Origin of the sequence: Paenibacillus sp. FSL H7-0942 (assembly GCF_045040715.1) — a bacterium.
GTDB lineage: Bacteria > Bacillota > Bacilli > Paenibacillales > Paenibacillaceae > Paenibacillus > Paenibacillus amylolyticus.
In genome coordinates, this window is record NZ_CP150279.1 from 2,735,873 (window position 1) to 2,749,199 (window position 13,327).

Annotated in this window: 13 protein-coding genes; 11 read left to right on the plus strand and 2 right to left on the minus strand. The window is 45.5% G+C overall.

All coding sequences use genetic code 11. The features are described from left to right. The first annotated feature begins 143 nt into the window (after positions 1–143). The 3 genes from MHI48_RS12500 to MHI48_RS12510 all read left to right on the plus strand — a co-directional run bounded on the left by MHI48_RS12500 (position 144) and on the right by MHI48_RS12510 (position 3,568). Positions 144–743 carry a nitroreductase family protein gene (locus MHI48_RS12500; RefSeq protein WP_074094703.1) on the plus strand — a complete coding sequence of 200 codons (600 nt, stop codon included), beginning with the start codon at positions 144–146 and terminating at the stop codon, positions 741–743. 94 nt (positions 744–837) lie between these two features. Continuing rightward, positions 838–2,469 (plus strand): S-layer homology domain-containing protein, encoded by a 1,632-nt coding sequence (locus MHI48_RS12505; RefSeq protein WP_405144142.1) that lies wholly within the window; start codon positions 838–840, stop codon positions 2,467–2,469. A gap of 181 nt (positions 2,470–2,650) precedes the next feature. Then, positions 2,651–3,568 (plus strand): NAD(P)/FAD-dependent oxidoreductase, encoded by a 918-nt coding sequence (locus MHI48_RS12510; protein WP_405144144.1) that lies wholly within the window; start codon positions 2,651–2,653, stop codon positions 3,566–3,568. A 119-nt stretch (positions 3,569–3,687) separates the two neighbouring features. On the opposite strand, the gene MHI48_RS12515 is transcribed toward MHI48_RS12510, so the two are convergent. Then, positions 3,688–3,897 (minus strand): hypothetical protein, encoded by a 210-nt coding sequence (locus tag MHI48_RS12515; RefSeq protein WP_076249699.1) that lies wholly within the window; start codon positions 3,895–3,897, stop codon positions 3,688–3,690. Positions 3,898–4,141: 244 nt separating this feature from the next. On the opposite strand from MHI48_RS12515, the gene MHI48_RS12520 reads away from it, so the two are divergent. The 5 genes from MHI48_RS12520 (at position 4,142) to MHI48_RS12540 (ending at position 7,231) form a co-directional block, all read left to right on the plus strand. Further along, complete coding sequence (locus tag MHI48_RS12520) at positions 4,142–4,495, plus strand: DUF3243 domain-containing protein (RefSeq protein ID WP_036609024.1); 354 nt, start codon at positions 4,142–4,144, stop codon at positions 4,493–4,495. 245 nt (positions 4,496–4,740) lie between these two features. Continuing rightward, positions 4,741–5,307 (plus strand): hypothetical protein, encoded by a 567-nt coding sequence (locus tag MHI48_RS12525; protein WP_036609022.1) that lies wholly within the window; start codon positions 4,741–4,743, stop codon positions 5,305–5,307. Positions 5,308–5,463: 156 nt separating this feature from the next. After that, positions 5,464–6,321, plus strand: a complete 858-nt coding sequence (cyoE, locus tag MHI48_RS12530; protein ID WP_405144146.1) for a heme o synthase — start codon at positions 5,464–5,466, stop codon at positions 6,319–6,321. Between the two features lie 197 nt (positions 6,322–6,518). After that, positions 6,519–7,001, plus strand: a complete 483-nt coding sequence (locus MHI48_RS12535; protein ID WP_405144148.1) for a tetratricopeptide repeat protein — start codon at positions 6,519–6,521, stop codon at positions 6,999–7,001. Positions 7,002–7,033: 32 nt separating this feature from the next. Next, positions 7,034–7,231 carry a hypothetical protein gene (locus MHI48_RS12540; protein ID WP_405144150.1) on the plus strand — a complete coding sequence of 66 codons (198 nt, stop codon included), beginning with the start codon at positions 7,034–7,036 and terminating at the stop codon, positions 7,229–7,231. A 42-nt stretch (positions 7,232–7,273) separates the two neighbouring features. Here the strand turns inward: MHI48_RS12540 and MHI48_RS12545 are convergent, their stop codons facing one another. Continuing rightward, positions 7,274–8,182 (minus strand): LysR family transcriptional regulator, encoded by a 909-nt coding sequence (locus MHI48_RS12545; protein ID WP_405144152.1) that lies wholly within the window; start codon positions 8,180–8,182, stop codon positions 7,274–7,276. Positions 8,183–8,314: 132 nt separating this feature from the next. Between MHI48_RS12545 and MHI48_RS12550 the strand changes: the two genes are divergently transcribed. From MHI48_RS12550 to MHI48_RS12560, 3 genes are all read left to right on the plus strand, one after another. After that, positions 8,315–9,262: a DMT family transporter gene (locus MHI48_RS12550; RefSeq protein WP_405144154.1), complete on the plus strand. Its 948-nt coding sequence runs from the start codon at positions 8,315–8,317 to the stop codon at positions 9,260–9,262. Between the two features lie 189 nt (positions 9,263–9,451). Beyond that, positions 9,452–10,483, plus strand: a complete 1,032-nt coding sequence (locus MHI48_RS12555) for a LacI family DNA-binding transcriptional regulator (RefSeq protein WP_100528793.1) — start codon at positions 9,452–9,454, stop codon at positions 10,481–10,483. A gap of 247 nt (positions 10,484–10,730) precedes the next feature. After that, positions 10,731–13,280: a glycosyl hydrolase 2 galactose-binding domain-containing protein gene (locus tag MHI48_RS12560; RefSeq protein WP_405144156.1), complete on the plus strand. Its 2,550-nt coding sequence runs from the start codon at positions 10,731–10,733 to the stop codon at positions 13,278–13,280. Positions 13,281–13,327 lie beyond the last annotated feature (47 nt).

Here is a 13,327-nt window from a genome sequence, read left to right on the forward strand (position 1 = left end):
ATTGCTGTGTTGGGCAAACTTGTGGAAATGTTTTCGGTGAATGTATATTTAGTGAAAATAAATTAGTTTGTTGACTAATGTATGTTACTATATTATAGTTACTATGTTGGCAATTGAAAAAAAATTTTGGGAGGCGAATAAGAATGACAACTTTTTTTGATGCGTTGAAAAACAGAAGATCTTATTATGGAATCAGCAAGGAATCTACAATTTCGGATGCTAAAATCCAGGAAATCGTAGAAGAAGCGGTGAAATATACACCAACTTCCTTTAACTCACAAACATCCCGTGCCGTTGTATTGCTCGGTGAACAACATGATAAATTGTGGAATCACACAGAAGAAATTTTGCGTGAAGTGGTAGGTAATGAAGAAGCCTTCAAATCCACAGCAGAAAAAATGACTGGATTCCGCAGCGGATATGGTACGGTTCTCTTCTTCGAAGATAACAATGCGATCGCACAGCTTCAACAAAATTTTGCAGCTTATGCAGATAACTTCCCAATCTGGGCTAACCAATCCAACGGTATGTTGCAACTGGTAATCTGGACTGCTCTGGAACAAGAAGGTCTGGGTGCATCTTTGCAGCACTACAACCCGTTGATTGACGAGAAAGTGAAGCAAGAATGGAGCATTCCTGAGAACTGGAGATTGATCGCTCAAATGCCATTTGGTAAACCAACGGCAGCACCGGGTGAGAAAGAATTCCAACCAATTGAAGAGCGCGTTAAAGTACACAAGTAAGCTTCGCATTTCCCAACATTTAACCACATACGGCCTCGCTTCAATTTGATACGATGATAGTTGATCGTAATCCAATGAAGCGAGGCTTTTTGATGTGAATAATAGATTAAAAGACATAACGAACCAACGGATATGGAAAATGGCTTTATGCGGGTTATTAACACTTGGATCGCTGGCTGGATATGGCTCTACTGTTCAGGCTGCAACCGTGCAGCAACAGTTTCAGGATACGCACACCAGTTACGCCAAGGATGCCATTACACATCTGGTGGCAAAAGGCATTGCTGCCGGTACGTCAGAGACTACGTTTGAACCGAAGAAAGCCGTTACTCGTGCAGAATTTGCGACGTTTGCGGTGAGATTACTAGGTTTGAAGCCCGTTAAAAATAATATTAATCCCTATCAGGATATAAGCATGAATGCTTGGTATTACGGCAACGTTGCCGCCATGACGAATCTTTTTATTTTGGAGGGTAAGGGTCAGGGAACGTTCCAGCCTAATGCTTCCATTACGCGCGAAGAAGCGGCTGCCCTTCTTGTGCGAATGTTGAAACAACAACCCGTAGAGACATCACTCTTATCTTCAACGTATTTTGACGCAGCGGATATCTCGGACTGGGCACGTCCTTATGTTCAGACGGTATATCAACTTGGACTAATGCGGGGAAGCGGAGGCGTGTTTCGACCACATGACCAGGTAACGCGAGAAGAAGCAGCCGTAATGCTCGATGCCATTTTACAAAAGAAAACATGGTCTGAGCAGTTACAACGTGGGGATGAACTTGGCGTTCAGTTGGGCTGGCAATATAACTCCACTACAACTGAATTCAAGAAACAAGTGGAACAGTCTGAGGTCAACACACTTGTCCCACGCTGGTTTTTCCTGAACAGCAGTATGAAAGTAACAGATCACGCGGACCCTGCATTGATCTCCTGGGCATCCGCCACCGACAGGCAGCTATGGCCATTACTTGGGAATCGTTCCGATTCGGCACTTACCCATCAGATGTTATCCAGCTCAGCCAACCGAGCGGCAGTGATCTCACAGGTAGCCGCTTATGTCAAAACCTATAAACTGGACGGCATTAATGTGGATTTCGAGAATGTTGATCCTGCGGATCGTGAAGGGCTGACGGCATTTGTGACCTCTTTGACGGCTACGTTGCACGCACTCGGTGCTGTGGTGTCCGTGGACGTTTCGCCCGATCTGGGTACTGATTGGACGGATGCATTTGATTATGCCAAATTGGGCGCTGTATCGGATTATATGGTGCTGATGGGATACGAGGAACACTGGAACGGTGATCCGAAAGCAGGATCAGTGGCGTCTCTTCCATGGGTAGAAAAGGCTTTGGATACCATGCTCTCCGAGGTGGTACGTGCCAAAACAATTTTGGCCCTTCCGTTATATACACGAGACTGGTCTTCCGTGAATCCGGCAACCAGTTCTTGGGACATTACACTGGCAGACCAGGGAATGCGTGCGCATGCTACGGGATCTGTAAGACGATGGGATGCAAGTCTGGTTCAATATATTATCGGGTACAACAGTAATGGTAAGCCAAGATATATATGGGCAGAGGACAGTCGTTCGTTATCAGCCAAAGTGTTAATGAGTGAGCAACGGCAAATTGCTGGACTGGCTTACTGGTATATGGGCGGCGAAACAGCCGATGTATGGAACGCCATCTCGAATGCATCGCGATTTGAATCTTATAACTTCTAAGTAATCATAAATCTTATAGGCCCAAACTCACCGTGATTCCTACGGATGGTTTGGGCCTGTTTATTTTGGTATAAGATAAGGAATATGAGGAATCGTTTAAGCTTGGCTGAACGGTTTAATGTATATAAGGACAAACTGTTTAATTAAATTAGATAAATGGAAGTTCAGGAGGAGAAGGAGCATGCGAGAGGTTGATTGCATAATTGTAGGTGGAGGGCTCGCAGGGCTTCAGGCAGCCATTCAGCTTGGACGTTATTCAGCTCATCAGGTGTTGGTAATTGACGCGGGAGAAGGCAGATCGACGTTATGCCGGACTTATCATAATATCCTCGGTTTCCCCGATGGGGTATCCGGTGAAGAGCTTAGAGAACGAGGCAGGATGCAGGCAGAGCAGACCGGTGTATCTTTTGAGAAAGACCGTATCATTAAAGCGGAACGTCAGGGAGAACATATTCAATTATTCGGTACTTCCGGATCTGAATATAGGAGCAAAACTGTGTTACTTGCAACAGGGCTCTCGGATAGAGTTCCGGACATTCCGGGATTAACTCCTACGCTGGGCCGAACAGTGTATGTCTGCCCTGATTGCGATGGTTATGAGATTCAGGATCAACGTACGGTACTATTAGGATCTGGCGAACCAGGTGCCAATATGGCGATGATTTTAATTCAGCGTACGAATGATCTGTTATATATCAATCATGAGCAGGCTCCCATATCTGCAGAGCTGCATCGGAGCATGAAAGAGGCGGGAGTTCGTTATCTGGAAGCGGCTGTTCAGGAAGTACAACAGATTGAGGATGGCCATATCACCGGTGTGCTGACCGAAGATGGACAGATTTTTGAGTCGGAGCGTGGATTTATCGCATTTGGAGGCAACCGGGTACACTATGAACTGGCGGAGCAGCTTGGAGCTGTAATCGCAGATAACAAACATGTAGAAGCTGATCCACGTAGCTTGCAGGCAGCGACTAATGTGTGGATTGCCGGGGATCTGGGCCTGCACGCAGAACAAGCAACCGTTGCGATGGGTGAAGGTTCCATTGCCGCGATCTGGATTCATAAGGCGTTACAGCAGATGACAAAAGATTCACGTTGAATTGCACCTCCAGATATGAGGTTGATTATTCAATCGTTCATTACCAAAAAGTCCTCCCAAGCCATGCATGTGGCAGGAGGACTTTTTGAGCTATCTTTTGCTAGGGAGAAAAGTTACGCTTATTTGTCTGATGAATCCGTTGACTTGGAAGAAGACGTCTTGTCCTTTGAGTCATGGGTGAAGTCTTTGCGAATGTTGTCCACGATATCACCAACCACGCCTTCGATCATATCGGTTGGTCCGGGATTATTTTTGTCTGGATGGATAACGGTATTCACTCCTGGTTCAAGTTCATCGTTTGTCTTCTCATGTTTGGTTTTATCACGCATGGGAAATCCCTCCTGGTTCGATATTGTATAAGGTGTTCATTAACATATCCAAACACCGTTACGTATATGTAAACGATTAACCGCTGTAGTTCTTTTGAAACGTGTACTTGCTCATATATAGAAGATATATACAGAATTGAACGTACTGATTAAACTTCAGCAATACGTTTATATTATAGATAACCTGAGTATTAAGTTTAAAGCTTGAAACCAATAAACAACTATTATGCAGGAGGTTATTCAAATGAATGAAGAAAATCATGTAATCCATAAAGATGGCCAAGTTTCAACTGACAAGGTGGACAATGCAATTGAGAAGATTGCGCCGGAAGAAAGAGAACAGATTTTACAGAACTTTGATGCGTTCAAAGAATACCTGGGTAAGCGAATTGCCATGGGAGAATCGATTGGACTAAGTGAGGAGCAGATGGCCAAAATTGCCGAGAAAGTAGCGGATTATCTGGCAGCTCGGGAGGAACCCCGTAATCGTGAAGAAAAACTGCTTCAGGAGCTGTGGAATGTCGGCAAGGAAGATGAACGTCACATGCTGGCTCATATGCTCGTTCGTTTGGCGCAAAGCTCCACACCCAATCATTAAGATTAGTAAGTTAATAACCTCTGAATGGCGATGCCTTCAGGGGTTATTGCCGTTTACGGAGACTACAGACAGGAGTGATGACGCACATTGTAACTATTTTTAATCTGGCTGATACTTTTATAATCCCTGTTCGAAGTATGATAGGAAAAGAAAGAACGTTGGAATCGATAGTTCACATGAGCGTTTGAGAAGCAAGACTTCCGGTTAAGGAATAGTAACGTTCATATTAAGGAGAGATGTTACCTATGAAGAACGCGACAAAACAATGGAAACTAGGAATGATCGGTGCAGTTGTTGCTTTACTTGGCATGATTGTGCTGACTACATATTTACTTACCCCTGCGAATGCTCAAGGTAGTACGGACGCTCAACAACCTTCTGCGAAAGAAGCTCAAGTTGCAAACTCCGAGATGTTTACAGCCTATGTTGAAGGTATGCATATAGAAGACGGCAAATTGTTTATGACAGTGGACAAGATTGGCTGGTATCAGGGTGAAGAAGCCGATGCGATTTTTGCACAGCGCAATCCGGAAGCAGGTATAGACGGTGCTCCAGATGGTTACTATATTGTCAATGACAGCAAAGAGCAGGAGCAGGTTGAGGTTAGTGCCAATGCTGAAGTATTGATGCAGTTGTATGATCGGGATGGTACGATGCAGGGCGCAGACATTCAGTGGAATGAACCCGTGACATTATCCAAGTTCGAATCGTTGTATGAGAATACCCGTATTCTTGATCTGTCCGTATTCCCGTATCATCTGACGGTGCAGGACGGAAAAGTTACTAAAATTGTGCAACAATACATCCCATAAAATAAGATGAAATTCATCATCAAGCATTCCTCCTGTTCATTGGAACGGTGAGGGATGCTTTTTGGTTATGACAAATTCATGAAAGCGATTGTAATTAATGGTAGGTACATGTATCATTATTGGAATGGCGTTTTTACATAGTTCAGGAGGAGCCTCATGCTTAAAGACATGATTGCATTAACTAAGCCCGGACTTCTAAGGTTAAATGTGTTTGCGGTGGCGGTAGGATTCTGGGTAGCTTCAAAATGGGATATCAACTGGTTATCTCTGCTCATGGTCGTGATTGGATCAACTTTGGTTATTGCTTCAGCTTGTGTTTTCAACAATTATTGGGATCGTGAATTGGACCAAAAGATGGAGCGCACCAAAAAAAGGATGGATTACATTAACCATCTGAAGCCAGGGTTTGTACTTGGCTATGGCATTATCCTTGGTGTTGTGGGACTAGCAGTACTATTTTTCCTGGTGAATCCGTTATCAGGGTGGATGGCACTGCTTGGGTGGTTCGCTTACATCGTGATTTACACGATGTGGTTGAAACGCAGTTCAACGTGGAGCACGTCGCTCGGTGGAATTGCCGGAGCGATGCCGCCTGTCATCGGTTATACGGCTGTAACCAATGAGATTGATGCAGGTGCCTGGTTGCTTTTTGCACTATTATTTTTGTGGCAACCACCACACTTCTGGTCATTGGGTATTCGCCGGGTGGAGGAGTATCGCGCTGCGGGTTTTCCGTTGTTGCCAGTGGTTAAAGGGGTGAAACGCACCAAGTTTCAGATGATTCCTTATGTTTTTCTGCTGCTTCCTGCTGTATTCCTGTTGTATTATTACGACTACGTAGGTCTGGTATTTCTGATTGTATCTCTGGTCGGTGGATTGATCTGGTTCGTGCATACACTTAGCGGACTGAAGACACAGGATGATGAGAAATGGGCAAAAGTAAACTTTCTGATCTCGGTGAACTATCTCATGCTTGTATTTATTGTTATGGTAGCGAATACGGTATGGTCATAATTAAACGATGAACAGATCGTTTTCAGAGAGATTTTCAGCTTAAACTAGCTGGCTGCATCGAATGAAAAAGCACACGATGGAATAGCGTTTGGACAACCTTGAGTTGTTACAACATATTCTATAGGGTGCTTTTTTGGTATAATAAAACAATTGAATCATATAAGTGGAAATTATAATGCAAGATGGGAAGTGACAGCATGAGTAATTTGGAACAGGCCGTGCAATGGAGACAAGAAGGCAAGGTGCAGGAAGCGATTGAACTTTTGCAAGAGATTACAGTCAAGGAACCCGAGAATGCGAATGTCTGGTATCAGCTGGCTTGGGCACATGATTCGCTTGGATTGGAGCGGGAAGCTGTCCCGCATTATGAGAAGGCACTAAGTCTTGGTCTTTCTGATGAGGACAGAGCAGGGGCGATACTCGGGTTGGGCAGCACATATCGAACGCTTGGACAGTATGAGCAGGCAAAGGTTTGGTTTGAAAAGGGGATGAAAGAATTCCCGACGTACCGGGAATTTGAGGTTTTCTATGCCATGGTGCTCTACAATCTGGGTGAACATGCAGAAGCGATGCAACGACTGCTCGTGCAACTTGCGGACACATCAAGTGACAAGAGAATCAATGACTATAACAGAGCCATCCGTTACTACGCAGATCAGCTCGATCGGGTGTGGGAATAGATCGAATACACAGAAAAGGGAGAGATGGATGAATGAACTCCAATCAAGATCTGAAACAGGTAAATGAAAGGTTGGATCAAATTGATAAAAAGCTGGATAGCCTGGGACATAACCAGCAGAACAAACGCTCACCTGGCATGCGCTTCCTAATTGGTTTTGGCATCACGATTGCTGTTATATTTGTACTGTTGCTGACCCTCGCAGTTATCCAATTTGTGAGTAACGGATAGGAGAAATCGATCTTAACGACAGAGGAAGTGAGTTCTCCAAATTTACAGAGCCGAGCCAAGCCACTGTTGCACCTCTTCAATGAAACGCCGCGTAGCGGGCGATAGATTGCCCAAAGATGGGCAGGCCATGCCAATTGTACGATAAGGATCTCCAGAGAGTGGCACGAGCGCGAGTGAATCGGTATGATTTTGAAGAACCATTTTCGGAAGCAGGCTGATACCGAGGCCATTACGGACCATCGCCATAATGGCTTGATCCTCGGCTACTTCATAGGCGACATTGAGCTTGGCCGCATGCTGCCGGATCAGTCGTTCAATCTCGTTATCTCCACCCCACTTGGGCAGAATAAAGGGTTGTTCCAGTAAAACATCAAACGAAACAGACTCCTCTGAGGCGAGAGGATGATCCAGAGGCAGGATGCACATCATCCTGTCTTTTTGTAATGGGATCGTCTCAAAAGGTGATGAATCGCCGAGGGATAGAAATCCGAGATCGATGGCACCTCCAGCTAGCCAGCCCTCAATCTCAGCATAATCGCCTTCCCACAGCTTAATCTCAATTCCGGGATGACGCAGGCGGAATTGTTTCAGGATACCCGGCAACCATTGTGTGGAGACACTTGCGAAGGTACCAATACGCACCGTACCAATCTCCGCGCCGCGAATGAGGGAGATTTCCTGGTTCATCAGTTCCGTCCAGCGCAGAATCTCACGTGTGTATCCCAGAATGCGTTCCCCTTCAGCGGTAACCCGCACACCGGAGCGGCTGCGATGGAGCAGGGAAAAACCACATTCTGTCTCCAGACTGGCGATGGCATGGCTGACTGCGGATTGGGTGATGTTCAACGCTTCTGCCGCTTTGGTGAGACTGCCATATTCCACAACAGTATTTAATATTTCGTATTTGATCAGTGACATGAATGGTTCCGTTCCTTTCCATTTTTGATGCATGAATTTATTTCATATAATATATTATAAATATTCATTTTTATAATGCAAAGAGATCGTTTATACTTGCCAAGGCGAGTTAGTTTGACGCACGATCACACAGCTCAGAATACATAGAATGAAGGTTGAAGCAAGATGAATGGTGTACAGGTTAATCAAGGTCAGACAACAAGAAGAGCGGACATACAGATGCTGCTCGCAACGGTTATATGGGGATCTTCCTATCTGTTTATGAAATCGGGTCTGGAGTCCATGCAAGAATTGAATCTGGTCGCATTTCGTTTTGGAATTGCCTTTATTGCCGCAGGACTTCTTTTTCATCGGCGGTTGTTTAACATGGATCGCAGAACACTTGTGGCAGGCGCTATTATGGGGACAGCTTTATTCGCTGCATTTGTATTTATCACCTATGGTGTGCAACGAACAACGACATCCCAAGCGGGATTCCTGATAAGTTTGGCCGTTATTTTTGTACCGATCCTGACGACGATCCAGCATCGTCGTATGCCGGATAAACGATTGACACTCAGTATCCTGGTTGCAGTTACCGGGCTTGGCTTGTTGACGCTTCAGCATCAGCTTAGTCTGCACATGGGAGATATTCTGTGCATACTAGCAGCACTTGTGTATGCCATCTATATCATGATTGCTGGCAAGTTCACACCGAAGCATGATCCGTTAACATTAGGGACAGTTCAATTAGGTGTTGCAGCGATGTGGGGAATTGCAGCTACATTTATGCTGGAAACGCCACGTATGCCCGATACGGCTGAATCCTGGGCAGCCATTCTTGGCTTAGGTGTTTTGTGTAGCGGCTTGGGGTATATTCTGCAGACACTCGCGCAGCGTCATGCCTCTCCCACAAGAACAAGTCTGATTTTTTCACTCGAACCACTGTTTGCAGCAGCCTTTGCATTTACCTTTCAAGGGGAATCGCTAACGTTGCAAGGGTATGCGGGAGCAACCCTGATGTTGATTGGTGTTCTGATCACAGAGATCAAACTTCCACAGCCTATCTTCTGGCGCAGAAAACGCCCGGTTTTACAGTCGGAACTCGGCGATCAGGGAGCACCAGGCGTATAATTGGCGGACAAAGGGTCCTTTCGTCATCTTCTATGGAAGGTGGGGAGAGGGCCTTTTTTGGTTATGTCGCACACCTTGTGAAACAGATAAACTACTACCTAACAAAAACAGAATAACATAACCTTGTTTTGTTGATTTTTGTTTTTTATGCTACACTGAATGGAAAATTAGGAAAAACGGGTGAGTAGGATGGCCAAAAGAGTAACGATGCAGCAAATTGCGGATGCTGCGGGGGTATCCAAATTCGCAGTCTCCCGTGCGCTGACGGGCAAGCCTGGTGTGAGCGAGCATACACGCGAGATGATTGTCAGAACAGCGGGGCAGCTCGGGTATTTCAGAACTGAGCCTAAGCGTTATCCGGGGGAGACACAGATATCAACGGAGATGAAGCCAGAAGCGGAGCGACAAGGCACCATATTGATTTTGTTTCCCAACATTCGTTCTCAGAATCGAGCTTCCTTATACTGGGGGCCAGTGTTTGATGGCATTTCTGAGAGGTTGAATGAGAAGGGGATGGATATTTTAACGCTGACAGAACCCTCTTCAGATCGAATGTTCTCGGTCCTTAATCCCGAAGCGATCAGCGGAGTCATTACCGTGGGCACCATCTCGACATCGGTATTGCTGGAGATTTACAGACTGCGTATTCCGCTTGTCATGGTGGATCATGAAGACCCTGCCATATACGCAGACTCGGTTTTTACGGACAATATGAAATGTATGAAAGAACTGGTTCTCATGCTCGTTGGTAAAGGGTATAGAAGGTTCCAGTTTGCCGGGCAACTGCCCGATGCAGCAAGTTTTAGAGAACGCTGGCTTGGATATCGTATGGTGCTGGAAGAGAAACAGTTGGAGGGGGAACAGCAAGACGGCTTGCTGGGACCAGAGTATGATCAGATCCGGAGATCCATTGCTGAAATGGAGCTGGAGGATATCCCTGAAGTTATCGTGTGTGCAAATGACCATACAGCTGTTATTGTCATTCAGGCACTCCAAAGTCGAGGCATTCAGGTGCCCGAACGTTGTGCCGTAACCGGATTTGACAATACGCAGACGGATGAACCCATTCTTGCTTCGGTACATATTAACAAAGAGAATCTGGGAACAAGAGCAGTAGACCAGCTATTGTGGCGGATCAAACACCTGGATGAACCTTATGAACGCAAGCTGATCTATTCGGAATTAATTATTCGTGATGAATATAACGCCAGTATACTGTAATGGGATATGAATTTACGGGCTCATTTTAACAATGATCATACATGTAAATGAAATCAGGTGAAAGACATGGAGAGGTTAGAGCTTCATGTCTTTTTGTTATGCAGAAACTATTTAACAAATTAAATCACAAAACAGATTGACTATAAGAAGCATATCGTGTTAATTTTGTTTTGTAAGTTATTTGTTTTTATAATAACAAAACCTAACAAAATAATGTTTACCAACTCTAACAACAATGGAGGCTGTCATGAGCACAATACAATCACATGTTTTTCAGAATTGGACGTTCAAGGCTTGCGAAGATCAAGAGTGGATGCCGGCTCAGGTGCCCGGCTGTGTGCATACAGATTTGCTGAAGCTGGGCAAGATTCCAGATCCTTTTTATGGAACAAACGAGAAGGAAGTACAATGGATTGATAAGATAGATTGGGAATATCAGACGGAATTTGACGTTGCCGAAACGTTGTTCTCGCAGGAACATCTGGAACTGGTGTTTGATGGTCTGGATACATATGCTGATGTGTATGTGAATGAGGTGCATGTGTTATCAGCAGATAATATGTTCCGGGTATGGAAGGCAGATGTAAAGTCTGTATTGAAGGGGAAAAGCAACATTCTCCGAATACGTTTTCGGTCACCAATTCAGGAAGATCTGCCGAAGCTAGAGAAGCTCGGATATGCATTACCGGCATCGAATGATCAGTCCGATGTTGGTGGACTTGGCGACAAGAGAGTAAGTATTTTTGCACGTAAAGCCCCGTATCACTATGGTTGGGACTGGGGTCCGCGTTTTGTAACCAGTGGGATCTGGCGTGAAGCACGTCTTGAAGGCTGGACACAGGTACGAATCAATGATGTGTATATCCAGCAAAATGAAGTAAGCGCTACCTCAGCTTCATTAACTGCTGTTGTGGAAGTCGAGACATCACAAGCGGTAGATACGATTATTCGTATCGGCGCATATGGACAGAGATGGGAAAGATCCGTATCACTACAACCCGGAACTCAGACTGTGGAGATTCCAATCTCTATTGATGAACCGAAACTGTGGTGGAGCCGTGGGCTTGGTGATCCGCATATGTACACCTTCCTTACCGAAGTGCTTCAAGGTGAGCGAGCTGTGGCTGAATCTACAGTGAAGACGGGGCTTCGTTCCATTCGGCTGGTACGTGACAAAGATGAAGCAGGAGCATCCTTTTACTTTGAACTAAATGGTGTTGCGGTCTTTGCCAAAGGGGCCAATCACATTCCAAATGATAGCTTCATCACTGAAATTACTCGTGAACGTTATCGTCATGAGATCGTATCCGCAGCCGAGTCTAATATGAATATGCTACGCGTGTGGGGTGGCGGAATCTATGAGCAGGATGTGTTCTACGAACTGTGTGATGAATACGGAATCCTGGTATGGCAAGACTTCATGTTTGCATGCAGCATGTATCCAGGAGATGAAGCGTTCCTGAACAGTGTGAGACATGAGGCGATTGATAATGTGAAACGTCTGCGCAACCATCCAAGTATTGCTCTCTGGTGTGGGAACAACGAGATTGATTCGGCTTGGGCTCACTATGTTGAGAATGGTGGCTGGGGTTGGAAAAAGGAATTTACTGCCGAGCAGCGTGAAAGTATCTGGGCCGATTACGAAGCCATCTTCCATGATTTGCTGCCAGAAGTCGTTGAAGCATATGCGCCAGGTGTGGATTACTGGCCTTCCTCACCACTGGTATCACTGACAGGGGATGAGACGCAGCATGCGCACCCATCCACAGCTGAAGGGGATATCCACTACTGGGGCGTGTGGCACAATGTAGAACCATTCGAGAACTACAACGTGCATGTGGGTCGTTTCATGAGTGAATACGGATTCCAGTCTTTCCCGGAGTACAAGTCAGTACGCACTTACGCAGAAGAAGAGGATCTGGCTCTGGAGTCGGAAGTCATGCTGGCTCATCAAAAGAATGGGGCAGGTAATCGTCTGATCAAACAGTACATGGATATGTACATGCATGAATCGAAGGACTTCCCATCGTTCCTGTATATGAGCCAGGTGCTTCAGGCGGAAGCAATGAAGACAGCCATTGAAGCGCACCGTCGCCGCAAACCATTCTGTATGGGCACACTTTACTGGCAAATGAATGACTGCTGGCCGGTGGCTTCATGGGCAGGTATGGACTACCTTGGTCGTTGGAAAGCATTGCAATATTATGCGAAACGCAGCTTCAGCGATGTGTTGGTATCGGTAGATGGAACAAAAGAAGATACAACAGATATATATATCATCTCGGATCAATTACAACCTGTTAAAGGGCAGTTACAGATTCGTTTGCTCGGGTTCGATGGAACGGTGCATCGTGATGAAACACATGACGTGACCTTGGCACCTAATACAGGTGATCGAGTGCTGTCATTACGTAACGTGGAATGGCTTGAAGGTCATGATACAGCTAACACGCTGCTGCGCCTGGATCTGAAACAGGAAGGTGCTGCGAATATCGTACAGGAACACTATTTTGTACCGTCCAAAGACCTTGCTCTGCAGCCTGCAAACATCAATGTAAGCGGAGGAGCGGATGAGAACGGCGTTCATCTGGTACTGGAAAGTGACGTGCTTACTAAACAGGTATGGCTATCTTCGGATGTGGAGGGTGTCTTCTCAGATAACTTCTTCGACTTGATTCCTGGCATTCCGGTGAAGGTGCAGTTCACTTCCAGAGAGGGATTGCAGTCTAATGATGTGATATCAAATCCGGGACCGATCGAGGTTCGATCCATGATTGATTTTATTCGTTTGACCTAGAAGAAACGGTTGGAGTCTCTCGGAAGAGAGATTTCAACCGTTTTTTT